This is a genomic window from Sporosarcina psychrophila (genome assembly GCF_001590685.1).
GTDB lineage: Bacteria > Bacillota > Bacilli > Bacillales_A > Planococcaceae > Sporosarcina > Sporosarcina psychrophila.
Genome location: NZ_CP014616.1, coordinates 861,319 through 884,707 on the forward strand (window position 1 = coordinate 861,319; position 23,389 = coordinate 884,707).

Annotated in this window: 23 protein-coding genes, 1 tRNA gene and 1 other annotated feature; of the genes, 22 read left to right on the forward strand and 2 right to left on the reverse strand. The window is 41.5% G+C overall.

The genetic code is table 11. The annotated features are described in order from the left end of the window. The first annotated feature begins 4 nt into the window (after positions 1-4). The 13 genes from AZE41_RS04115 to AZE41_RS04175 all read left to right on the forward strand — a co-directional run bounded on the left by AZE41_RS04115 (position 5) and on the right by AZE41_RS04175 (position 13,584). Entirely contained in the window at positions 5-949 is a 945-nt protein-coding gene (locus AZE41_RS04115) for a nucleoside recognition domain-containing protein (RefSeq protein ID WP_067205966.1), read from the forward strand. After that, the gene (gene ppaX / locus AZE41_RS04120; RefSeq protein ID WP_067205968.1) at positions 942-1,595 is read left to right on the forward strand and encodes a pyrophosphatase PpaX; all 654 of its coding nucleotides are present in this window, start codon (positions 942-944) and stop codon (positions 1,593-1,595) included. The genes AZE41_RS04115 and ppaX overlap by 8 nt, the downstream gene beginning before the upstream one ends. Then, on the forward strand, positions 1,592-2,116 hold the full coding sequence (locus tag AZE41_RS04125; protein WP_067205970.1) for an acyltransferase: 525 nt from the start codon (positions 1,592-1,594) through the stop codon (positions 2,114-2,116). Before ppaX ends, AZE41_RS04125 begins: the two co-directional genes overlap by 4 nt. Positions 2,117-2,201: 85 nt before the next feature. Then, on the forward strand, positions 2,202-3,722 hold the full coding sequence (locus AZE41_RS04130; RefSeq protein WP_067205973.1) for a tetratricopeptide repeat protein: 1,521 nt from the start codon (positions 2,202-2,204) through the stop codon (positions 3,720-3,722). Between the two features lie 841 nt (positions 3,723-4,563). After that, positions 4,564-5,514, forward strand: a complete 951-nt coding sequence (gene trxB / locus AZE41_RS04135; RefSeq protein WP_067205976.1) for a thioredoxin-disulfide reductase — start codon at positions 4,564-4,566, stop codon at positions 5,512-5,514. 196 nt (positions 5,515-5,710) lie between these two features. Beyond that, positions 5,711-6,193, forward strand: coding sequence for an NUDIX hydrolase (locus AZE41_RS04140; RefSeq protein ID WP_067205979.1), 483 nt, complete (start codon positions 5,711-5,713; stop codon positions 6,191-6,193). Further along, complete coding sequence (gene rapZ, locus AZE41_RS04145; RefSeq protein ID WP_067205982.1) at positions 6,190-7,080, forward strand: RNase adapter RapZ; 891 nt, start codon at positions 6,190-6,192, stop codon at positions 7,078-7,080. The genes AZE41_RS04140 and rapZ overlap by 4 nt, the downstream gene beginning before the upstream one ends. 4 nt (positions 7,081-7,084) lie before the next feature. Beyond that, on the forward strand, positions 7,085-8,068 hold the full coding sequence (locus AZE41_RS04150; RefSeq protein ID WP_067213832.1) for a gluconeogenesis factor YvcK family protein: 984 nt from the start codon (positions 7,085-7,087) through the stop codon (positions 8,066-8,068). 25 nt (positions 8,069-8,093) lie between these two features. Continuing rightward, positions 8,094-9,041, forward strand: a complete 948-nt coding sequence (gene whiA, locus AZE41_RS04155) for a DNA-binding protein WhiA (RefSeq protein WP_067205985.1) — start codon at positions 8,094-8,096, stop codon at positions 9,039-9,041. 36 nt (positions 9,042-9,077) lie between these two features. Further along, the gene (locus AZE41_RS04160; RefSeq protein WP_067205987.1) at positions 9,078-9,335 is read left to right on the forward strand and encodes an HPr family phosphocarrier protein; all 258 of its coding nucleotides are present in this window, start codon (positions 9,078-9,080) and stop codon (positions 9,333-9,335) included. Between the two features lie 330 nt (positions 9,336-9,665). Next, positions 9,666-9,934 (forward strand) — a binding site (T-box leader). Positions 9,935-10,032: 98 nt separating this feature from the next. Then, positions 10,033-11,493, forward strand: coding sequence for a lysine--tRNA ligase (gene lysS / locus AZE41_RS04165; RefSeq protein WP_067205990.1), 1,461 nt, complete (start codon positions 10,033-10,035; stop codon positions 11,491-11,493). A gap of 147 nt (positions 11,494-11,640) precedes the next feature. Beyond that, the gene (locus AZE41_RS04170; protein ID WP_067205993.1) at positions 11,641-12,030 is read left to right on the forward strand and encodes a hypothetical protein; all 390 of its coding nucleotides are present in this window, start codon (positions 11,641-11,643) and stop codon (positions 12,028-12,030) included. Positions 12,031-12,453: 423 nt separating this feature from the next. Then, a complete protein-coding gene (locus AZE41_RS04175; protein WP_067205995.1) occupies positions 12,454-13,584 on the forward strand; it encodes a serine hydrolase domain-containing protein in 1,131 nt (376 codons plus the stop codon). Positions 13,585-14,094: 510 nt separating this feature from the next. Here AZE41_RS04175 and AZE41_RS04180 read toward each other — a convergent pair. After that, positions 14,095-14,364 carry a hypothetical protein gene (locus AZE41_RS04180; RefSeq protein WP_067205998.1) on the reverse strand — a complete coding sequence of 90 codons (270 nt, stop codon included), beginning with the start codon at positions 14,362-14,364 and terminating at the stop codon, positions 14,095-14,097. 140 nt (positions 14,365-14,504) lie between these two features. Then, a tRNA-Arg gene (locus AZE41_RS04185) sits at positions 14,505-14,576 on the reverse strand. A gap of 190 nt (positions 14,577-14,766) precedes the next feature. Here AZE41_RS04185 and clpP point away from each other — a divergent pair. The 9 genes from clpP (at position 14,767) to gpmI (ending at position 23,375) form a co-directional block, all read left to right on the forward strand. After that, the gene (gene clpP / locus AZE41_RS04190; RefSeq protein WP_067206000.1) at positions 14,767-15,387 is read left to right on the forward strand and encodes an ATP-dependent Clp endopeptidase proteolytic subunit ClpP; all 621 of its coding nucleotides are present in this window, start codon (positions 14,767-14,769) and stop codon (positions 15,385-15,387) included. Positions 15,388-15,564: 177 nt separating this feature from the next. Next, positions 15,565-16,143 (forward strand): LemA family protein, encoded by a 579-nt coding sequence (locus AZE41_RS04195; protein WP_067206003.1) that lies wholly within the window; start codon positions 15,565-15,567, stop codon positions 16,141-16,143. Further along, positions 16,140-16,940 carry a TPM domain-containing protein gene (locus AZE41_RS04200; RefSeq protein WP_067206005.1) on the forward strand — a complete coding sequence of 267 codons (801 nt, stop codon included), beginning with the start codon at positions 16,140-16,142 and terminating at the stop codon, positions 16,938-16,940. The genes AZE41_RS04195 and AZE41_RS04200 overlap by 4 nt, the downstream gene beginning before the upstream one ends. Before the next feature lie 96 nt (positions 16,941-17,036). Next, on the forward strand, positions 17,037-17,264 hold the full coding sequence (locus AZE41_RS04205; protein WP_082786483.1) for a glutaredoxin family protein: 228 nt from the start codon (positions 17,037-17,039) through the stop codon (positions 17,262-17,264). A gap of 136 nt (positions 17,265-17,400) precedes the next feature. Continuing rightward, positions 17,401-18,435, forward strand: a complete 1,035-nt coding sequence (locus AZE41_RS04210) for a sugar-binding transcriptional regulator (RefSeq protein ID WP_082786484.1) — start codon at positions 17,401-17,403, stop codon at positions 18,433-18,435. Positions 18,436-18,552: 117 nt separating this feature from the next. Further along, positions 18,553-19,560: a type I glyceraldehyde-3-phosphate dehydrogenase gene (gene gap, locus AZE41_RS04215; protein WP_067206007.1), complete on the forward strand. Its 1,008-nt coding sequence runs from the start codon at positions 18,553-18,555 to the stop codon at positions 19,558-19,560. Positions 19,561-19,897: 337 nt separating this feature from the next. Continuing rightward, positions 19,898-21,079 (forward strand): phosphoglycerate kinase, encoded by a 1,182-nt coding sequence (locus tag AZE41_RS04220; protein ID WP_197485404.1) that lies wholly within the window; start codon positions 19,898-19,900, stop codon positions 21,077-21,079. A gap of 15 nt (positions 21,080-21,094) precedes the next feature. Continuing rightward, positions 21,095-21,856, forward strand: a complete 762-nt coding sequence (gene tpiA, locus AZE41_RS04225) for a triose-phosphate isomerase (protein WP_067206017.1) — start codon at positions 21,095-21,097, stop codon at positions 21,854-21,856. Beyond that, complete coding sequence (gene gpmI / locus AZE41_RS04230) at positions 21,849-23,375, forward strand: 2,3-bisphosphoglycerate-independent phosphoglycerate mutase (RefSeq protein WP_067206019.1); 1,527 nt, start codon at positions 21,849-21,851, stop codon at positions 23,373-23,375. Before tpiA ends, gpmI begins: the two co-directional genes overlap by 8 nt. Positions 23,376-23,389: the final 14 nt, after the last annotated feature.

A 23,389-nucleotide genomic window follows, 5' to 3' on the forward strand; every position in this document is an offset into this window, starting at 1 on the left:
GGGAATGGGGACGCTTCAAAATGGATTAAAGGCAGGACTTCGGACAACGTGGACACTGGGGAAAATCATCTTTCCAATCACAGTACTCGTCGTCATTTTACAGCATACACCCGTGTTACCGTGGCTTATTAAACTTGTTGCACCGTTTATGGGGATATTCGGTCTTAGTGGAGAAGCTGCAATCCCGTTAGTGCTTGGTAATGCACTCAATTTATATGCGGGAATTGCAGGGATTTTATCGTTGGAAATGACTGTGAAGGAAGTATTCATCATCGCCATCATGTTGTCATTTTCACATAATCTATTCATTGAAACAGGCGTTGCACTGAAAGTTGGCGTGAAGTTATGGATTGTGCTCGTGGTACGTTTTGGGCTTGCAGCGATGTCAGGTATTATCATTAACTTGATGTGGCAAGGCGGAGGAGAGACAGCACGTTACGGAATGACTCCGAAAGTTACGGATATACCAGATGGTTGGTTAGAAATTGGACTGTTAGGTGTTCAGAAAGCGTCATTTGGAGTTCTTCAGCTTGCCATAATTGTTATTCCACTTATGATTATTGTTCAGTTCTTGAAAGATCGTAATTATTTGCAGAAATTTTCGGAGAAACTGGCACCCTTCACGAAAGTAATTGGCGTACAATCCAATGCGTCGATGACACTTGTTGCCGGTTTGGTTATCGGTCTCGCTTATGGTGCTGGCGTTATGATACAGGCCGTACAAGAGGATGGTGTGAGCAAGAAGGACGCAACACTGGCATTCATCTTTCTAGTCGCCTGTCATGCAGTTATAGAAGATACACTGATTTTTATCCCACTAGGCATTCCGATTCTGCCATTACTGATTATCCGGGTCGTAACAGCTTTCGTGTTGACGATCATTGTCGCATATGTCTGGAAACGGGCTGAACAACAGAAAAAAAAGGAGGTTCCGGTTGCAGATGGCTAAACCAATTACTACACTACTATTTGATTTTGACGGAACATTACTGGATACGAATGAATTGATCATCCAGACATTCCAATATGTCCTTGGTAATCATTACCCGGGGAAATATGAACGAATCGATATACTACCGTTTTTAGGGCCAACATTGTATGAATCATTCGATTCGGTTGAACCTGAAAAGACGGAGCAACTGATTGAAGAATATAGAGCATGGAATAAATCAATGCATGACGAACTTTCAATTGAGTTTGACGGTGTTTCTGAAACGATGAGGTTGTTGAAGGCAGCGGGCATGAAAATGGCGATTGTCTCGACCAAGAGAAAAGATATGATTATGAGAGGGTTAGAACTCCTTGATGTGGAAGGGGTTTTTGACGAAGTCATTGCAATGGATGATGTAACGAAAACGAAGCCTGATCCAGAACCGATTTTACTAGCACTCGAACGATTGGGAGCCAACGCGGATGAAGCCCTTATGATCGGGGATAACTACCATGACATAGTTGGTGGGCAAAATGCAGGGGTCCGTACAGCGGGTGTCGCATGGTCGGCAAAAGGGGAAGTCTTTTTACAAACATTCAACCCAGATTACATGTTGCAGCATATTTCGGAACTACTCCAATTGGTTAAAGGCGAAAAAGATTGAGACGTACTGAAAGGTATCCCGCACGAGAGGGAGCAAATTCACTTTGGCATATTTACAAGACGGTTCCTTTTTTCAAAGTTGCAAAAAACTTTGCTGTTATCCAATTATCGAGGTACACACCTTTCATCCCGATGAAGAACTTTTTGTTCCGCACATTTTTGAAAATGGAAGTTGGGAATAAGACATCTTTCGCCCTTATGGTGATGCCTGATGTCATGTTCCCCGAGAGGATAAAAGTCGGTGACAATTCAATCATTGGCTTCAATACGACAATCCTTGCACATGAATACTTAATAGATGAGTATCGTATAGGAGATGTCATTATTGGAAAGAACGTATTAATTGGAGCAAATACGACAATTCTTCCCGGAGTGGAAATTGGAGATGGGGCAATTATTTCTGCTGCTTCTCTCGTAAACCGTGATATCCCACCAGGTGTGTTTGCTGGTGGCAATCCGGTTAAGATCATCTTTACACTGGAGCAGATGATTGAGCGACAACAAAAAAATGAAAACGGATAGTGCCGATGTATCTTATGGTATAATGGGGGACAATACGAGAAGGAACGTGCTTTGCGTTCCTTCTTATTTTTTCGGGGGAATATGATTGGATAAACTACGTAACAAGCATGATAAAAAAATTATTTCGTTCATTCCAGACGGTGAATTTTATTATAATAAAGCGATTCAGGCGATGCAACGCGATCGTTTTGAAGATGCACAGCGGTATTTGAAAAGAGCATCAGAGCTTAGTCCTGAAGATTGGAAAATCCTCATGGAATATGGCGTGCTCGTCATGGAAGAGGGACGTTTTGAGGAAGCTCATGAACTGCTAATGACTGCAAACTCATTCGCACCTTCGGAAGAGGAAATTATATTCTATTTGGCAGAAGTGCATGCCCATCTTGGTATGCTGCGGGATGCAAAAATGTATGCGGAAAAATATATATTAATTGATCCTGATGGTCCATTTGCTGATGATTCAATGGAAATTATTGATTTCGCAGAACAGGAAGAGTCATTTAATGATGATGAAATGCCGGACGGTGAAGTATTCTTTTTACAGGAAAAGGCACGCCGACTTATGGAGTCAGGTGAATTCAAGGCGGCCGTGGAATTACTTGAGTCGATTATTGTCGATTATCCGGAGTTTTGGGCCGCTTATAATAATTTAGCTCTGGCTTATTTTTATATCGGGGAAAACGAGCGAGCTAGTAAGTTACTTCATGATGTTTTAAATCGTAATAAAGGAAATATCCATGCACTTTGTAATCTGGCGGTCTTTTATTATTACGAAAAGAAGGAAGAGGAATTGGAGTCTCTACTTGCTTTGCTTGTGAAAATTAAACCGTATCAATTTGAAAATCGCTATAAACTCGGCGCGACGTTTGCGCTTATTGGAAGACATAAAGAAGCTTATAATTGGCTCAGAAGTCTACAAAAGAGAGGGTTTGAAGGGGACACAGGCTACTACTTCTGGCTGTCCCATTCCGCTTATTTCTCTGGACATGAAAAAGTGGCGCGAGAAGCATATGCAAAGCTGATTGAACTGGATCCATCGAAGGCGGGTTACGAGCCGTGGAATGGTGTCCAAGAGATTATCACGTCTGATTCACTTGAGCAGGATAGGGAATTTTTACTAAGTAAAATTGCCAACACCTACAGAAGTGAAAGGATGTTCGGTTTTTATCTTCTTGGAAAGTCAGGTCACAAGCAGGAAATTATCTCACATCCATCTTATATTGAAATGGAAAAACTGAGTGACTACGAGCGGCTTTTTCTGGCAAGTGGTCTCGATTATGAATTCATGCCGGAAACCAACTTTGATAAGTCATTTATGCGAGCGCTTGAAACGACCGACTTACTTTACAACAAATATTGTCCGCTCGATAAACAAGCATCTCATCTGTTTCAAATGTGGTTCACCCTATGCGAAACTGCATTAAGTCGTTCTTATTTGTTTAGAAACCCGGCGGCACTTGCAGCCGCAGCAGATTATATGTTCCAATCATCCCGTTATCCTGATGTAACAAAAACAGCGATTGCAAAGGAATTCGGAATATCAGTCCCGACGCTGACAAAGTATGTCGGAGAATTGATTGAGTATTTACCACAATTTGATGCCTAAGGTCCTACACTTTTCTTATCATATATGTTGACATAAAGAATCCTCTCAACAACGCTCGGCGCTTGGGGATGCCTCCCGCAATAAGCCAGACAGAAAACCGCTGTCAGTCTTATTGCTTCGGCTACCCCTATGAGGCGCCTTCGCTGGAGATTATATAGAATCATTAGTTCGACATATATTGGTAAGAGAGTATACGTTTTTTTGACTTAGAATAGTGTCTAGCTCCAGCGCCTAGACCCTCGAGTCGCTTCAGTCCTTAAGTTAAAGGCAAAGAGCGCCTTTATCTTAAGGCCCTCCAGCGCTTTTCGGGTCTACCAAGGCGCTTGCGCTTTTCTTGGTGTCTAGCTCCAGGCGCCAACTCCTCGGGACATAAGTCAGTCAGGCTATTCGGCAAAGAACGCCGCTTAGCCCGCCCGTCTTATGCCTGTCGGGGGCCTACAGGATGTAGGTCATGCAGCTGTTGCCACAGGAAGTGGCGTACTTAGGCTGCGTTCCTTTTTAAGGCGCCTTACGCTTTTCTCGGTGTCTAGCTCCAGGCGCCAACCCCTTGGGTCATAAGCCATTTTGCTGTGGGGGCTGAAGTACGCCTCCTCGCAAAACGTCTTATGCCTGTCGGGGCTGGACGGCGCCTTACGCTTTTCTTAGTGTCTAGACTCCAGGCGCCAGCCGCTTGGTCATAAGCAATCCAGCTATGTGGCAAAGTGCGCCACGTCGCTGGATCGACTTATGCCTGTCGCGTCTAGCAGGCGCCTTTCGCTTTTCATTGTAAGCAGAAAAGTTGAATGGAACTTACGTATCCTATACGATTTGGTGTGTAAATGTTGTAGAGGAGGAAATTCACATGACAACTGAAAAAATTTATGATGTCATTATTATTGGTGCCGGCCCTGCGGGGATGACGGCTGCTGTCTATACATCTCGTGGGAACCTTTCAACGTTAATGCTTGAACGGGGAATTCCAGGCGGCCAAATGGCTAATACGGAAGAAATTGAAAACTACCCAGGATTCGAACATATATTAGGTCCGGACCTTTCTACAAAAATGTTTGATCACGCGCGTAAGTTTGGTGCTGAATATGCTTATGGCGATGTTACAGATGTTATTGATGGAGAAAGTTACAAGACGATAGTCGTCGGGGATAAAGAGTATAAAGCCCGTGCGATTATTATTACGACAGGTGCTGAATACAAAAAAATGGGTATTCCCGGAGAAGCTGAACTTACAGGCCGTGGCGTAAGCTATTGTGCGGTTTGTGATGGAGCATTCTTCCGTAAGAAAGAGCTCGTTGTTGTAGGCGGTGGCGATTCTGCCGTAGAAGAGGGAACTTATTTGACACGGTTTGCAGATAAGGTGACGATTGTTCATCGCCGCGGTGAATTACGTGCACAAAAAATTCTTCAAGACCGTGCATTTGCAAACGACAAGATTGAATTCATCTGGAATTCATCTGTGAAAGAAGTAAATGCTAGAGAAGGAAAAGTTGGTTCCGTTACACTTGTTTCAACTGTTGATGGTTCTGAAAGGGTATTTGAAGCGGATGGCATGTTCGTCTACATCGGAATGGACCCGTTAACTGCTCCATTTGCTAAACTTGGTATTCTTGACGAAAATGGTTACGTCGCAACAAACGAAATCATGGAAACATCTGTACCTGGTATTTATGCTGCAGGGGATGTTCGTGAAAAATTATTGCGTCAAGTTGTAACGGCTACTGGAGACGGTAGTATTGCTGCGCAGGCTGTCCAGAAATACGTTGAGGAATTGATGGAGAAATTAGGCGCAAAAGCTTAATGTAACCTTAATGTAGCTGTAACAGAAATGCAATGTCTAAAGGGTATAGTAAAAGTATCAATTGACCCCCCTTTTGATAAAGTAAATTTTGAAAGGCAATTTATCGGTTTATCCGATGGGTTGCCTTTTTTTTGTCGTTTTACAACGGTTCGATGTATAATGATACTATGCGTTTATAAAAAGTGGGGTTAGACAAATGCAGAGAATCGTAAATTTACTTGTAGTAAAAGATAATCATGTATTACTGTTAAAAAAACCTCGTCGCGGGTGGTATGTAGCTCCTGGTGGAAAGATGGATCCGGGTGAATCGGTTTACGAAACAGCCGTCAGAGAATTCACGGAAGAAACCGGTGCTGTACCGATTAGTCCATTGTTAAAAGGCGTCTACACAATGATGATTACAGATGAAACTGGGGAGACTGTGAAAAACGAATGGATGCTCCACACATTCATTGCTTTTGACTTAGTGGGTAAACCGTTTGAAACGACAATTGAAGGAGTATTGGAATGGCATCCTGTTGAAAGCTTAGAGACACTTCCGATGGCAGAAGGGGATCGAACCAATTTACTGTTTGCAGTATCTCAGAGTGGGATACAGTATGGAACGTTCTTTTATACCGAAGAATTTAAACTCTTGAAAGAGGAAATCCAAAATTCTGTGGAAGGTGATGGACAATGACTGAAATAGGGAAGCCAAGCAGCGATATTGAAATAGTTATTATTACGGGGATGTCGGGTGCAGGTAAGACGGTTGCAGTGCAGAGCTTTGAAGATCTTGGATTTTATTGCATCGATAATTTGCCTCCAGAGCTATTAGTTATGTTTCTGAATTTGATGATGAAATCGGAAAATCAAATGAAACGGATAGCCGCTGTAATGGATACGCGTGGAGGTGACCTATTTGATTCGCTCATTGGTGCTCTGGATGACCTTTTGGAAATGCAGGGTGTATCATCACGAATATTATTCCTTGATGCAGACGATGAGACGCTTGTTCGACGCTATAAGGAATCTAGAAGGTCACATCCATTATCGGCAGGCGGATTGCCTCTAGCAGGTATAAAGAAAGAGCGCCTGCTGTTGTCTGAGATGAAAGGCCGTGCACGCTCGATTTTCAACACTACAAGTTTAAAACCAAGGGCATTGAGAGAGAAAATAATGGCTGAGTTCTCCTCTAAGGATGATCTTGGTTTTACACTAAACTTCCTCTCTTTCGGTTTTAAGCATGGCATGCCAATTGATGCAGATGTCGTGTTTGACGTGCGTTTCCTACCAAATCCTTTCTACATTGAGGATTTGAAACCGAAGACGGGACTCGAGAAAGAAGTCTATGACTATGTACTGAAATGGAAAGATACTCAAATCCTTATTGAAAAACTCACGGACTTATTTAAGTTCTTAATTCCACAATATAAAAATGAAGGAAAATCACAAGTTGTGATTGCATTCGGCTGTACAGGAGGTCAACACCGTTCTGTAACACTCGCTGAATTTTTCGGAAGCCGGTTCAAAGACGAGTACCGGACACTCATCACCCATAGGGATATTGAAAAAAGAAAGGATTGACGCTATGCCGAAATCCGGGAACTTGAAGAAAGTCGTTGTGTTAGGCGGCGGAACTGGTTTATCCACTTTGCTACGCGGATTGAAAAATTACCCTGTCGATTTGACTGCGGTCGTTACAGTAGCTGATGATGGCGGCAGTTCGGGCAGACTTCTTGACGAATATGACATACCACCTCCGGGTGATATTCGTAAAGTGATGGCAGCGCTTTCAGATGTTGAGCCATTAATCGAAGAAATGTTTGAATACCGCTTTGCTACTTCAGAGGATTTGAAAGGTCATTCACTCGGTAATCTTATGCTGGCTGCTATGACGGATATCACAGGTGATTTCGCACGAGCAGTCGAACAAATGAGCAGGGTACTAAACATAAAAGGGAAAGTATTACCAGCCGCTAATCAGCGGATCACATTGCACGCAGAACTCGAAGACGGTACAATCGTGACGGGTGAATCGAAAATACCGGTTTACGAACGTAAAATTCGTAAAGTGTATTTATCACCACAAGAAGTTGAACCGTTACCTGAAACAATAGAGGCAATAAATTCTGCTGACCTGATCATTATTGGCCCAGGCAGCCTATATACAAGCATCTTGCCGGCACTGCTTGTCCAATCAATTCGTAAAGCGGTCTTGTCATGTAAGGCAAAAAAGGTGTATATTAACAACTTGACGACGCAAGCAGGAGAAACACACCGCTATACAGCTTCGGAGCATGTGCAGGCATTGTATGATCATGCGGGTGAACCTTTTATCGACACGGTTTTATTGAACGGCACAGAATTTTCTGCGTTGCAGGGTGGGAAAGAATGGACGGGGCCTCCCTGGCCTGTCGAAAACGATTTGGAAACGCTTCAACAACTTGTACCAAATATCGTAGTAAAAGACATTTGCTTATTATTAAATGGAACTATCATACATGATTCCGAAAAAGTAGCTAAATGGCTTATAGAATATATGGAAAATGGGATCGAAACGGAACAGACGTGATCGTCGCCGAGAAAGGGGAAGAATCATGTCTTTTGCTTCAGAAACAAAAAAGGAAATGACACAGATAGAAGCGGATGACTGTTGTGTAAAGGCAGAAGTAGCGGCGTTCATTAGGATGAATGGTGCACTTTCCTTTTCTAATAAACAGTTAAGTTTGGACGTACAAACTGAAAATGCAGCGATTGCCAGACGCCTATATACGAATTTAAAACGATTGTATCCTTATAAAGTAGAGTTGCTTGTTCGAAAAAAGATGCGCTTGAAAAAAAACAACGTTTACATTTGCCGGATTAGAGGTGGAGCAAAAGCTCTTTTGGAAGAACTACTAATCCTGACGGGAACATTTCAATTTAAAAATGAGATTTCAAAGGAATTGGTTAAAAAGAGATGCTGTCAACGCGCTTATCTGCGGGGGGCTTTTCTGGCAGGGGGTTCCGTGAATAACCCGGAAACATCTTCTTATCACCTTGAAATCTTTTCGATATATAAAGAACATAGTGAAGACTTAGTCGATTTGATGAACAAATACCATTTGAATGCGAAGTCGATTGAACGGAAAAAAGGGTATATTGCTTATTTGAAAGAAGCTGAAAAAATATCGGATTTCCTTAGTATTGTCGGCGCGCACGTGAGCTTAATGAAGTTTGAAGATGTACGAATTATACGCGATATGCGAAATAGTGTGAACAGGCTTGTGAATTGTGAAACCGCGAATATGAATAAAACAATTGGTGCAGCACAGCGCCAAGTTGAAAATATAAAGTTTATTGAAAGTACGATTGGACTTGCTGAATTACCAGATAGATTACAAGAAATCGCAAGGCTTCGGGTCGACAATCAGGATATTACGTTGAAGGAACTTGGAGAACTGGTTTCGGGTGGAATGGTAAGTAAATCAGGTGTGAACCATCGCTTAAGAAAAATCGAAGAAATTGCGGAAAATCTTCGCAATGGGGGAATCGGTAGTCGGTAAATCCGCTGTCGAACCAAGAGAGGAGCTGGCGCTGTCATGGCAGAACGAATAGTTGAAGTGAAGTTGAAATCAGGATTGCAAGCAAGGCAAGCAGCACTTTTTGTCCAAGAGGCAAATAGGTTTTTGTCCGATGTATTTTTGAAAAAAGAAGAACGCCAAGTAAATGCTAAAAGTATAATGGGGATCATGAGCCTAGCCATCGCGCGCGGCACGACTGTTACGTTGATTGCAGAAGGAATTGACGAGGAACAGGCGCTAGAATCACTCGCAGTACTTGTTGAAAATGGCAATTAAATAAAACAATCACCGTTAGCGCTGTCAAACGACAAGTGGTAACGGTTTTTTTATGGAGACTGGATTGTATTAGTCATGAGGATACGACTTGAAGTCATGGTAGCTCGGTAAACTGTAAGGGGAAAGTCGGGAACTGTCATGGCATCCCGTTAAACTGTTAGGGCGAGGCCGAACTGTCACGGCGTCACGTCAAACTGTGAGGGGAAAGTCGGGAACTGTCATGGCATCGCGTCAAACTGTGAGGGCAAGACCGAACTGTCACTGCAACCCATCAAATAGAAATTGACTATTCCATTTAATTATGCTAAATTATTTTCAATCAATATATAATGTACGGCTATGAAGAGAAGAGTAATTTTGATTAATTATTTTCAGAGAGCTCCGGTAGGTGGGAAGGAGTAATAATGATCTTAATGAAAAAAAGTCTTGGAGCTTCGCACGAATCTAAGAGCATTCTTAGTGATACTGCGACGGGATCTCCCGTTAAAGAGATAGGGTATAATCAATTATTAGAAAATTGACGTACTCGAAGAGGTTGATATGGCGACATATCAATAAACTGAGGTGGTACCGCGGAGCTATAAACTCCCGTCCTCAAGACAAATGTCTTGGGGGTGGGAGTTTTTTTGTTGTTTGGAAATTTAAATCCATAACATAAAAAGCCTTATAAACAAACTAAAAGAATGGAGTGAAAAGAATGAGCAATGAACAAATAGCTTTAAGAATAGAGAAATTAGAGACTTTAAAATCGCAAGGGATTTCAGTATATCCTGAAAGGTTTTCTACAAATAATGAAATTTATGAAGCTGCTCAACTCGAAGACGGAACTTCTGGGGTCCTAGTTGCTGGAAGAATAATGAGCATTAGAAATTTCAGTAAATTAAGTTTCATTACTATTTCAAACATACAAGGAAGCTTACAACTTCTGTTGAAAAAGGATGAGATTGGTGAGGAACCTTATAATCAGTTTCACAATTTATTGGATATGGGAGATTTTATCGGTGTGGAAGGATGTATGTATACGACTAAAACGAATGAGAAAACACTTCGTATCGAAAGTTATGTGTTTCTTGGGAAGGCGTTACGGACTCTTCCAGAAAAATGGCACGGTTTAAGCAATGTTGAACTTCGATATAGACAGCGTTATTTAGATTTAATGGTGACAAAAGACACACAAAGTCGCTTACTAGCTAGAACCAAAATGGTACGTGCCATTCGCAGGTTCTTTGAGGACCAGGAATTTTTAGAAGTAGAAACACCAGTTTTACAGCATACTTCCTCGGGGGCGTTAGCTAAGCCTTTTAGGACCTATCATAACTCTTTAGATACAGAACTAAATTTACGTATTGCACCGGAAACCTATTTAAAAAGGTTAATTGTAGGTGGATTTACCAAAGTTTTTGAATTTGCAAAGTGTTTTAGGAACGAGGGGATTAGTTCTCAACATCTTCAAGAATTTACAATGGTTGAAGGGTATGCGGCATATTGGAATTATGAGGATACAATGAAATTAATGCGTAATATGGTTCTGTTTGTCCTGGATCAAATCTTTAATACGACTACCATTACCATCCGGGGTCAAACAATAAATTTTTCACTTGAATGGGATATTGTCTCTTTCAGGGATTTAATCTTAAAAGACACAGGGATTGATATAGATCTTTATCCTGATGTTGAGGATTTATATCAAGCAACATTGAGGGTTAATATGGACTTGGAACATACTGACATTGAATCTTTAGGGAGAGGTAATTTTATTGATCTTCTTTACAAAAAAATGTGTCGGCCACAACTAGTTAAACCGACATTTCTAATCCGACATCCTATTGACTTGTCCCCACTAGCTAGGGCCAATGATCAAAACCCTGCTCTTACAGACCGGTTCCAATTAGTGGTGAATGGTGCGGAAATTATTAATGCCTATTCAGAGTTGGTTGACCCACTTGAACAAAGAAGAAGACTGGAGGCTCAAGCTCTTCTTAAAAGTAATGGAGATTTGGAGGCTATGGAGATGGATGAAGATTATCTAACAGCTATGGAATATGGAATGCCACCCATTTCTGGTTGGGGATTTGGAATTGAACGATTATTAATGGTACTAACGGATAGTGATACGATTAAAGACTGTGTTTTATTTCCATTAAATAAAAAACTATAGTCGATCCTTAATAATATTGAACAATAAAGTTATTAAGATACAGTTCCTTGTTTCACTAACTGGCACTTTACTTGAAGATCATTGAGCTGATAAAAAGGTATATTTGGAAGGATGCAGAAATAGTTACCGTAAGGGGAGGTAGCTGGGATGAAGAATATTTCTAAGTGCATTTTTATCATCTGTTTAATGTTGATGTTAGTTTCTTGTGAAAACAGTAGTGGTCTTATATTCAAAGGTGAAGGTGTAAATTGGAGTGGCGAACTAATTACTGAATATAGTTTTTGGGGAAAAGAGATTCAGAGTATAAGGATTACCTATAAAGGTGAAAATCCTGAACAGCTAAGCACACCTAATTTTAATGTAGAAAGTACTGATTTCTTGGGTTGGGGTATAGGCGATATAAAATTAGATGGAAAAGGGATTTATTATAGTGGGGATGTTATCGAACTGGAAACTAAAACTCCTTCTTCGTCTAAGATAATATTAACTTTAGAAGGCGAAGAGTTTGAAACTATAACATTAAGTTCAAGTTCATAAAACATAGTTCTATTTTATTGAGTAATGGAGTCAAGCACTTCCGTGAAGTGACGTTATTTTAACCTGGTGTGTACAGCATATACAAGCCGACTAATGAAAGGATTTTTTATATGAGACGATGGGGGAAATATATAACTTTAGCTTTTTTGGTATTTCTTTTCAGTTATCTTAGAAGTGTTTTTGAATTACCTAAAAATATTTATTTTATTTTTGGAGTTCCTCTACTTTTTGGAGGGGTATTATTAACCCTTTATTTGTTTGAAAAAGGTAATAAAAACAAACAATGATTTTTGTTCAACTAACGATCCAGGATAATTGAACAATAAGCTGATAATTATGTTTTACTTGAAATATTAAATATCATTTGTTTAACGGATAGAATCGGAAGGGATACTTAGTATTTATTTAAGAAATGGAGAAATAATGGAGACATTAACTAATAGAATTAAAAAGATAGATAATATGATAAATGATATTATGGGAGAACATACAGTAGGCATGAGTGTGTCAATCGTAAAAGAAGATAGAGTGATCTTTTCCAAAGGATTTGGTTATTCTCAACTTGAACCAGTTAAAAAGCCGATTGATGAGGACACCATCATGAGTATACAGAGTGTAACAAAGAACTTTGTTGCAACCTGTATCTTGCAACTGGCTGAAAAAGGATTAATTAATCTTGATGTACCACTTGTTGTTTACTTACCATATTTTAGAACACAAGACAAACAATTGAGTGACCAAATCACAGTAAAACATATACTAAGTCATACGGCTGGATTTCCGTCCGATTTAGGCATTGCAAATTTAATTGCTCCCAATGTGATGGAAGTTTATTCAGACACCCCAACTGAGTGGAGTGAAGCTTTAGCTCATTACAATTTGTCAGAACAGGAGATAGCAAGCATACAATCTAGAGAGGATATCACTCGGTGGTTTCGTAAAGTAGACCTAGAATATCTTCCAGGAGAGGGTTGGAATTATTGTACCGACGCCTTTGTTATTCTTGGTGATCTAATCGAAAAAGTGACCGGGGAAAATTGGGAGCTTCATCTGAGGAATAATGTACTAACACCGTTGCATATGAAGCGGACTACATGGGATTCCCAAGCCGTTATTGAGGATAGCAACTATGCTAAATATTATTTAGGGTTTGAAAAAAATGAAACTCCCTATCCAATGAACCCGGTTGCGGCACCCATAGGTTTTCTATATTCAACAGCAAATGAATTAGCTTCATATATGTTGTTTCACTTGAACTTTTCATCACCTGCTAATCTAGAGCTGTACAGTAAAAAACAAATGCAAAAACCAGTAAGTCTCGTATCAAAACCTTGGAATAATGAAGATAATACGATTTATTATGGAATAGGCTGGTTTATAGAAAAATACAAGGGACAAACAATTATAGAACATGGGGGAGGTCAATTAGCAGTACGAGCGTTACTTTCGTTAGTACCGGAAGAAAGAATGGGTGTAGCTGTATTGTTAAACTTTGATAGTACTATCCATCGTCTAGTTAGTCGTAGAATTATCGATATCCTGTTAGATATATAGTAAGGATGATTTTACAAGTATCAAAGGTGGATTTGAATATGATTATAATACAAATCAGCTGCCTTTACTTGGCAGCTATTCTTATTGAGTAATGGAGTTTATTACTTCCATGAACGGGTGTTATGTCTACTGAGGTGCATGTAGCATACACCCTTGCTTATTTATTTTATTCAAGATAGGAAAGAACGATTTTTCGCTTCACTCAAAACCGGAGAAAAACCAAAAAAAGAGCATTTGAGTTTTATTAAAGGTCAAGAGTTAAAGTGAAAACTTATAAATGACAATATCTCTATAGAATGTGCAACGTTACATAGAAAATGAAGCGGACCATTTGTTTGTAATTAAAGACAACGAGAAAGTTAATTTAGTTATTCGAAAAATTGTTCATATTGCTGAAAGTTATTAAACTAATGGATTCGTTAGGCGAAGAAGAATACTTCAAAAAAGGACCGTAAATGGTCTTTCTTATTAATGAATCATCAACAATATTATTTAACTTCTATATCACAATTATGCTTCCATGTGAAAAATTATGCGGATGAATACTTTTTTTCTTTTGGCTAGTCGTTCTTCATACTGTTTGCTTCCGTATATTTGTTTACCCCACGCCCGCATTGCATAAGATGAAATTGTCCATTCCGACAAACCTTTCGCCATGTTGAATCGGTGGAATTCGTCAATGGCTGATTGGGTCGATAGAATTGTTTGCGGCTTGGCTTGATTGGTAACCCTTAGAATGTCGTTTAATAGCGCTGAATCAATTTGGTTTCGTTTTTTCATATTCTCATCACCCCGTCAATTCTTTCTGCGGATGACTGTAACCGGTGCGTTTTGAATTCGTGGTAGTATGACGTGGTGATTGGGAATAGAAAATACCCGCCATTGAATGAACAATGACGGGTAAAATTGTTGTAATCATATGCCCTCGGCGAGAATCGAACTCACATCTTAAGCTTCGGAGGCTCACGTGCTATCCGTTGCACCACGAGGGCGTTACAAATCGGCTAACTTTTGCAGCAGACTAGATTTATTATACTGGTGTAGCTCAATGAATGCAATGCTTATTTTGAAAGCGTTATATTTGACCTTCGTTGACCATACTATGTATGATAAAGTTACAGTTGAAACGAAGTTATGTTTCAATAGGTAGACAACACTATCCAGCTTGAAGGAGGAAATAGAATGAATCTAATACCTACAGTAATTGAACAGACTAGCCGCGGTGAGCGTGCTTACGACATCTATTCACGTCTATTGAAAGACCGTATTATCATGCTTGGAAGTGGAATCGATGACAACGTTGCGAACTCTATCGTTGCTCAACTCCTATTTTTAGAAGCAGAAGATCCGGATAAAGATATTTCCATCTACATTAATAGCCCCGGGGGAAGCGTCACTGCTGGTATGGCGATTTTTGACACAATGCAATTCATCAAACCTGACATCCAAACAATTTGTATGGGGATGGCTGCATCTATGGGATCGTTCCTACTAGCGGCGGGTACTAAAGGGAAACGTTATGCGCTTCCTAACGCAGAAGTAATGATTCACCAACCATTAGGTGGAGCACAAGGGCAAGCAACAGAAATTGAAATTGCTGCAAAACATATCCTTTTCACTCGTGAAAAACTAAACTTGATTCTTGCTGAGCGTACTGGCCAATCGGTTGAAGTAATTGCGAGAGATACGGACCGCGACAACTTCATGACAGCTGAACGTGCGAAAGAATACGGTTTAATTGACCATATTATTACACGCAGTGACATGAAAGACGGAGCTAAAACTAAACCTGAATCTAAATAAGTTCTACAAAAGGCGGCTTTCCATTATGGGAAGCCGTTTTTTTGTGGCTAAAAAAACGTTGCCGTAGAATAAATGAAACCTTTTCAATCGTCATACTGTATATACTACTGTAGTAAAAGTTTCGACACGGTGTTCGAGAGGGTAAATGAAAGTAACTAACTCGTGAGGAGTGTTAACATGAAAAAAGTTTTAGGACCAATTGCGGTAATCGTAATCATACTTGCAGTTTTGGCTATGATACTGGTTCCAAGTTATAACAAATTCGTTAATTTAGAAGAAGATGTGGACCAGGCGTATGCACAAGTTGAAAATCAACTACAACGGAGGCTCGATCTGATACCGAACTTGGTAAGCACGGTTAAAGGTTTCGCGAGCCATGAAAAAGAGATTATCAGTGACATTGCAGATTCCCGTGCAAGACTTGCCGGAGCAAATGGGCCCGTAGAACAAGCGGATGCAAACGCTGACTTAGCGGGTGCGCTTAGTCGTCTCCTTGTCGTCGTCGAGAATTATCCTGATTTAAAAGCAAATGAAAATTTCACTAAGTTGATGGATGAACTGGCCGGAACTGAAAACCGTCTGGGCGTTGCGCGTAAGGATTATAACGACGTAGTCGCCAATTACAATAGGCAAGTGAAAAGATTCCCCGGAAAAATCGTTGCATCCATTTTCGGATATGATGAAAAGGAATACTTTAAAGCCGATGCAGCTGCAAATGAAGCGCCGAATGTCGATTTTGGAGATGACAAGGAATGATTAGAAAAGCTGTCCGCATACTGGTGACGGCATGTCTGATTGTTTTTACATCGTTAAACTCAGCAGTGTTTTCGGCTGATGCTGCTGTTCCGGTCGTTCAAGATACTGCGAATGTGTTGTCCGCTGAACAGAAAGCGGAACTTGAGCAATATGGGATTCAATTAAATAATGCTACGACAGCGGAACTTGCGGTATTGATCCTCCCGAGCATAGGCGATAAGCCAGTTGAGGAATATGCAGTAGAGAAGCTTAGGGAATTTAAATTAGGCAATAAGGAAAAAAATAACGGAGCTTTGCTAGTTGTTACAACAGAGAAAAATTCCGATGGTAAACGACATTTCGAACTATCGGTCGGGTATGGATTAGAGGGTGCCCTTCCGGACGGAAAAGTCGGAAGTATAATGGATGAAGTAGCTGTTCCTTATTTGAATAAGCAACAGCCTGACATGGCGATCATGGAAGCATATAAATCATTCTACAATGAAATCGCAGCTGAATATGGCTGGGATGGCGCGGATGTGCCCGTCACAACTATAGATTCCGACTCAAGTGATGGGGGATTCGGTATTCCATTCCCCGTCATCCTTTTCATCATTATTTACATTGTCTTCCGTGTTATCAGTAATAGAGGAGGCCGAGGAGGCGGAGGCGGTTCGGGCGGACGGCGTAGCGGAGGGCCAATTTTCTTCCCTGGTTCTATTGGGGGCAGAAGTGGTGGCGGTAATTCCGGCGGCGGCTTTGGTGGTTTCGGTGGCGGTGGTTCCGGCGGTGGTGGCGGAGCAGGCCGAAGCTGGTAAAAAAATAACGGGTGACATGCACAGGCAATATCCTGTGCATGCCGCCCATTATTCTTTTATAATGAGGGTATTATAGAGGTAGTGAGGTGCATTAGAGTGCATGTGAAATTTTACACAAAACCAGGTTGTCACCTTTGTGATGAAGCTGAATTAATGATGAAACTTGTCCAAGAGGATTTCCCGCTGACGTGGACGAAAGTAGATATAGAAACTGATGATGAAAGTCATGAGAAATATATGTTTTTGATTCCTGTCATTGAAAAAGATGGCGATGTTATGCTTTACGGGTCAATTGGCTACGCTGATATCATTGATTTATTCTGATAATTAATGCTGTATTGTTTGTAAAGTCGAATGAAAAGAGCTATAATGAAGTTAGAAATATTTTTTTGCTTTATGTGGGACGCTATTCAGTATGTAGGGTCGTTAAATGTCCCTATGGTAAAGAGGAGGGCAGCCATTGGACGTTTTGATGGATGCACAGAGTAAACTCGTACCAGAAATGATGGAGTTAATGCAGCAAAGATATCGGATATTAAAGCTTGTAAAAATGGCAGGTCCAATTGGAAGGCGTCCACTCGGTCAGATGGCTGGTTTATCGGAGCGGGAAACGCGAACCATGATGGATACGCTAAGGGGTCAAAATCTGATTACTATTGCAAAAGACGGAGCTTCAATCACCACTGAAGGATTGACTGTCTTACTTGCTCTTGAGTCTTCAATGGAAGACTGGTCGGGCCGTACGTCTATTGCAAAAAGACTAATGGAATTCCTTGGCATTCAATCAGTCAAAGTTGTTGCAGGTAACTGCGATACCGATACCGCTTCGAAAAGCTTACTTGGTATGGAGGCAGCGAAACAATTTTCTTCTAAAATTGACGAGGGCAAAGTCGTCGCCGTCACTGGAGGAAGTACAATTGCATCGATTCCACTTCATATCGAAAAGTTTAGTGGTACCAATAATCTGCTATTCATCGCTGCAAGAGGCGGTGTAGGAGATGATATTGGATTGCAAGCGAATGTCATTGCGGCCTCATTCGCCTCGGCATGTGGAGGTACGTATAGTACATTTTATTATCCAGAGTCGTTAAGCGAAGAAGCCCATGAAGCGTTCCGAAAAGAACCTTCCGTCTTGAAAATGCTTGAACTTTATGACACAACAGATTGTGTTCTGCATGGAGTAGGCGACGCGCAAACAATGGCAATTATGCGTAATTCGCCTACAGAAGAGCGAGATATGATCCAAGACAATGGAGCTAAAGGCGAAGCATTCGGTTATTATTTTGACCAGGATGGTAACGTTGTCCACAGATTACGGACAATCGGTATCCAAACTGGCCATCTCGAGAAGATTCCGCTTATCATTTCAGTCGCAGGCGGCAGCAGTAAAGCTGAAGCTATCTTGGCTTATATGGCAAGTGCGCCTAAACAAACGATTTTAGTAACTGATGAAGGTGCAGCAACTGAAATGCTGAAAATACTCGTCAATAAATAAACGCATAAATGACTAAGACGGGTATTTTCAGGGAATAGGTTTAGATGGGCTTTGTGTAAATGTAGCTATAAGAAATTTTTTAACTATAAACTAAAAAACAACATGGAGGAATATATTATGACTTTGAAACTTGCGATTAACGGATTTGGACGGATTGGACGTAAAGTATTCCGCGAAGCTTTGAAACAAGAGGAAATTGAAATTGTAGCAGTGAACGATTTGACGGATGCAGCAATGCTTGCACATCTTTTGAAGTATGACTCTGTACATGGCGTATTTGACGCGGAAGTCAGTTTTGATAATGACACGCTTATTGTCGATGGCAAAAGAGTGAAAGTATATGCAGAAAAAGATCCAGCAGCGCTACCATGGGGCACACTTGGGGTTGACGTTGTCGTTGATTCGACAGGCGTATTTACGGACAGAGCTGGACTGAACAAACACCTTGAAGCGGGTGCGAAAAAAGTTATCTTGTCATCACCGGCAAAAGGCGATATCACGACACTTGTAATGGGTGTTAACCACGAGTCATACGATCCGGCAAATGATAACATCGTATCGAATGCATCATGTACGACAAACTGTCTTGCTCCAGTTGTAAAAGTACTTCACAACGAATTCGGTATAAAACGCGGTCTAATGACAACAATTCACTCGTACACAAATGACCAACGCATTTTGGATTTACCGCATTCGGATTACAGACGTGCTCGTGCAGCTGCAGAAAACATGATTCCAACTACGACAGGCGCAGCTTCAGCTGTAACAAAAGTTATTCCTGAATTGAAAGGTAAACTTGACGGTATGGCTGTCCGCGTTCCAACACCAAACGTTTCACTCGTTGACTTTGTCGCTGAACTTGAGAAAGATGTGACAATTGCTGATGTGAACAATGCATTGAAAAACGCGTCTGAAAATGAGCTGAAAGGTTTCTTGGCTTATAATGAACTCCCACTAGTTTCTAAAGATTATAACGGAAATACTTCATCATCTACTGTAGATGGTCTTTCAACGATGGTCCTTGAAGATAACATGGTGAAAGTAATTACTTGGTATGACAACGAATCAGCTTATTCTGCACGTTGTGTGGACTTGGCACTTTATATGTTTGGTAAAGGTCTATAATTCAGTTAAATATAGCCATAAACAATAAAACCCCTTATAATGTAGTTGGGTAAGAGGAGCGGGGGGTTACCCCGTTCCTCATTTTTTTTTAAGATAAAGTATTAGTTTTTTCTACTTGGGTCGTTGTCTAGACTCCAGGCGCCAGCCGCTCGGGTCATAAGCAATCCAGCTATGTGGCAAAGAGCGCCACGTCGTGCCTGCAAGGATGCAGTTATGCAGTCGTTGCGACAGGACGTCGCGCTCTTAGACTGCCTTCCCTGGATCGACTTATGCCTGTCGCGTCTAAGCAGGCGCCTTGCACTTTTCTAAATTATATATGGAGGTGGGCGTTTTCATGGTGTCGAAAAAGACGATGAAAGATATGCAGCTTGAAGGGAAACGCGTTTTTTGCCGGGTAGATTTCAATGTACCTATGGAAGATGGGAATGTAACGGATGATACAAGGATCCGTGCAGCAATTCCGACCATCAATTATATGGTAGCTCAGGGTGCGAAAGTTATTCTCGCGAGTCATTTAGGACGTCCAAAAGGCGAAGTGAATGAAGACATGCGGCTTACTGCTGCAGGAGAAAAACTTGCGGAATTGATTGGCAAGCCGGTAACAAAGCTCGATTCATCCATTGGGAAAGAAGTGGAAGAAACCATTTCGACAATGAAAAACGGCGATATCATTCTGCTTGAAAATGTTAGGTTCCATGCTGGAGAAGAAAAGAATGATGCAGGACTAGCGAAGCAATTTGCGGAACTCGCTGATGTTTTCGTCAATGATGCATTCGGTGCTGCACACCGTGCACATGCTTCTACTGCGGGCATAGCGCAACATATTCCGGCTGTATCTGGCCTCCTTCTTGAAAAAGAATTGGACATTCTCAGTAAGGCATTATCAGAGCCTGACCGTCCGTTCACAGCAATTATTGGCGGAGCCAAAGTGAAAGACAAAATTGGCGTCATCGATCATCTATTAGACAAAGTGGATAATTTGATTATCGGCGGCGGATTATCATATACGTTTGCAAAAGCACAAGGCCATGAAATAGGAGATTCGCTCCTTGAGGAAGATAAAATCGACCTGGCGAACTCATTTATTCAAAAAGCCAAAGAAAAAGGCGTTAATTTATACTTACCAATCGACGTTGTCATAGCGGATGCGTTTTCAAAAGATGCAGAGACAAAAAACGTGAATATCGATTCCATACCAGAAGGATGGATGGGTCTGGATATTGGACCAAAAACAGCTGAACTTTACGCAGACGTTATTAAAGAGTCGAAATTGATCATTTGGAACGGGCCTATGGGTGTGTTTGAAATGGAGCCGTTCGCGGGTGGCACACAACGAGTTGCAAAAGCGATGGCTGAAACAAAAGCATATACAGTTATTGGTGGGGGCGATTCAGCCGCTGCTGTCGAAAAGTTCGGCGTAGGAGATAAAATGGATCACATTTCAACTGGTGGAGGCGCTTCTCTTGAATTCATGGAGGGAAAAGACCTACCGGGCCTCACTGCACTGAACGATAAATGATCGGGGGGAAACATTTTGCGAAAACGAATAATTGCGGGTAACTGGAAAATGTACAAGTCTCTTGAAGAAGCGAAAAGTTTCGCGATAGAAGTGCAAGAAAAAGCAGCAGCTTCAGAAAAATTGGAAGCGGTTATCTGTCCACCAGCTTTATACCTTTCAGAACTTGTACAAATTACAAAAGGTTCAGCAGTAGGTATTGGTGCACAAACGATGCATGACGTAAAAGAAGGTGCTTTCACGGGCGAAATCAGTCCAGCGATGCTGTCAGAAATCGGCGTTGGTTATGTTGTCCTGGGTCATTCTGAGCGTCGTCAATACTTCAACGAAACAGATGAATCCGTCAACAAGAAAGTCCATGCAGCATTTGACTACAAGCTTACGCCAATCGTCTGTGTGGGAGAATCACTTGAAGATCGGGAAAGTGGACAAACAGTTGAATTAGTTGCGGGACAAGTGAAAAAAGCATTCGAAGGCGTCAGCGCTGATTTAGCGGCACAAGCAGTCATAGCTTATGAGCCAATCTGGGCTATCGGTACAGGTAAAACAGCAACTGCACAAGATGCCAATGAAGTATGTGGAGCAATCCGTACGACAATCGGCGAATTATATAATGAAACAGTTGCAGACCAAATTCGTATTCAATATGGCGGTAGCGTTAAACCGGACAATATTGAAGAACTTCTCACAATGGAACATATCGATGGCGCACTTGTCGGCGGCGCAAGTTTGGATCCTGCATCATTCTTGAAATTGCTAGAGGCTGGAGCACATGAGTAAAAGTCCGGTAGCGCTTATCATTTTGGATGGCTTTGGCCTTCGTGATGACAAGCTAGGAAATGCAGTTGCACAGGCGAATAAGCCGAATTACGATCTATTATGGAACAACTTCCCGCATTCAACGCTGACAGCTTGTGGGGAGGCGGTAGGTCTTCCTGAAGGACAGATGGGTAACTCTGAAGTAGGGCATCTAAATATTGGAGCTGGTCGCGTCGTCTATCAAAGTTTGACTCGTATTAATAAGTCAATCAGGGAAGCTGACTTTTTCGATAACGAAACGCTTCTGAGAGCAGTTACACACGCGAAGGAAAACGGCTCTGCACTCCATCTGATGGGGTTACTATCCGACGGTGGTGTACATAGCCATTATGAGCATCTATTCGCACTTCTTCGCCTAGCGAAGTTGAATGGACTTGATAAAGTATTTGTCCATGCCTTCCTGGATGGTCGTGATGTGAGCCCACAATCTTCTCTTGATTACATTGAAAAGACTGAAACATTCATGCAAGAGCTGGGCGTTGGTAAGTTTGCAAGTATTTCAGGCCGGTATTATGCGATGGATCGTGATAAGCGCTGGGAGCGTTTAGAAAAGGTCTACCGTGCGATTGTTGAAGGCGCTGCTTTAACGGCAGCTACGCCAACTGCAGGCGTACTAGCGTCGTATAAGCAAGGCGTTCATGATGAATTCGTTGTACCATTCCTTATAGAAGAACTTGGTAAACCGGTTGCGACGGTTGAAGACGGGGATGCAGTTGTATTCTTTAATTTCCGTCCGGATCGTGCCATTCAGCTTTCACGCGCCTTAACAGATTCTACTTTTGATGAATTTGAAACAGGAACGAAAAGATATAAAGATTTGAAGTTTGTGACATTCACTCATTATAGTGACGACATTGTTGCAGATGTCGCTTATAGTAGTGACAACTTGGAAAACACTCTTGGTGAAGTTATCGCCCGCAACGGTTTGACACAACTGCGCATTGCGGAAACCGAGAAATTTCCACATGTCACTTTTTTCATGAGTGGCGGACGAGAAGACAAGTTCATAGGTGAAGAACGAATCTTGATAGCTTCACCGAAAGTTGCAACGTATGACTTGCAACCGGAGATGAGTGCTTACCAAGTGACGGAATCGCTTATTGAAGGAATTGAGGCGAATCGTTTTGATGCAATTATTCTCAATTTCGCAAATCCCGACATGGTCGGGCATAGTGGAATGCTGGAACCAACCATCAAAGCGATTGAAACGGTTGATATATGCCTTGGCAAAATTATCGACGCAATCCATGCTAAAGGCGGTACGGCAATCGTAACGGCTGATCATGGAAATGCTGATGAAGTAACTACGCAAGACGGGGCTCCGATGACGGCCCACACAACGAATCCGGTTCCGGTTATCGTTACGAAGGCAGGAATTAGTTTGCGCGAAGGCGGTAAACTCGCAGACTTGGCACCAACAATGCTAAAATTGTTACAAGTAGAACAACCGGTAGAAATGACCGGCACACCATTATTTTAAAAAGGGGAGAATGA

Excerpts from the sequence above, each read along its gene's own strand:
- AZE41_RS04115 (WP_067205966.1), top strand. The coding sequence starts at position 5 with ATGGGGACGCTTCAAAATGGATTAAAGGCAGGACTTCGGACAACGTGG.
- ppaX (WP_067205968.1), top strand. The coding sequence starts at position 942 with ATGGCTAAACCAATTACTACACTACTATTTGATTTTGACGGAACATTA.
- trxB (WP_067205976.1), top strand. The coding sequence starts at position 4,564 with ATGACAACTGAAAAAATTTATGATGTCATTATTATTGGTGCCGGCCCT.
- AZE41_RS04140 (WP_067205979.1), top strand. The coding sequence starts at position 5,711 with ATGCAGAGAATCGTAAATTTACTTGTAGTAAAAGATAATCATGTATTA.
- rapZ (WP_067205982.1), top strand. The coding sequence starts at position 6,190 with ATGACTGAAATAGGGAAGCCAAGCAGCGATATTGAAATAGTTATTATT.
- AZE41_RS04150 (WP_067213832.1), top strand. The coding sequence starts at position 7,085 with ATGCCGAAATCCGGGAACTTGAAGAAAGTCGTTGTGTTAGGCGGCGGA.
- whiA (WP_067205985.1), top strand. The coding sequence starts at position 8,094 with ATGTCTTTTGCTTCAGAAACAAAAAAGGAAATGACACAGATAGAAGCG.
- AZE41_RS04160 (WP_067205987.1), top strand. The coding sequence starts at position 9,078 with ATGGCAGAACGAATAGTTGAAGTGAAGTTGAAATCAGGATTGCAAGCA.
- lysS (WP_067205990.1), top strand. The coding sequence starts at position 10,033 with ATGAGCAATGAACAAATAGCTTTAAGAATAGAGAAATTAGAGACTTTA.
- AZE41_RS04170 (WP_067205993.1), top strand. The coding sequence starts at position 11,641 with ATGAAGAATATTTCTAAGTGCATTTTTATCATCTGTTTAATGTTGATG.
- AZE41_RS04175 (WP_067205995.1), top strand. The coding sequence starts at position 12,454 with ATGGAGACATTAACTAATAGAATTAAAAAGATAGATAATATGATAAAT.
- AZE41_RS04180 (WP_067205998.1), bottom strand. The coding sequence starts at position 14,364 with ATGAAAAAACGAAACCAAATTGATTCAGCGCTATTAAACGACATTCTA.
- clpP (WP_067206000.1), top strand. The coding sequence starts at position 14,767 with ATGAATCTAATACCTACAGTAATTGAACAGACTAGCCGCGGTGAGCGT.
- AZE41_RS04195 (WP_067206003.1), top strand. The coding sequence starts at position 15,565 with ATGAAAAAAGTTTTAGGACCAATTGCGGTAATCGTAATCATACTTGCA.
- AZE41_RS04200 (WP_067206005.1), top strand. The coding sequence starts at position 16,140 with ATGATTAGAAAAGCTGTCCGCATACTGGTGACGGCATGTCTGATTGTT.
- gap (WP_067206007.1), top strand. The coding sequence starts at position 18,553 with ATGACTTTGAAACTTGCGATTAACGGATTTGGACGGATTGGACGTAAA.
- gpmI (WP_067206019.1), top strand. The coding sequence starts at position 21,849 with ATGAGTAAAAGTCCGGTAGCGCTTATCATTTTGGATGGCTTTGGCCTT.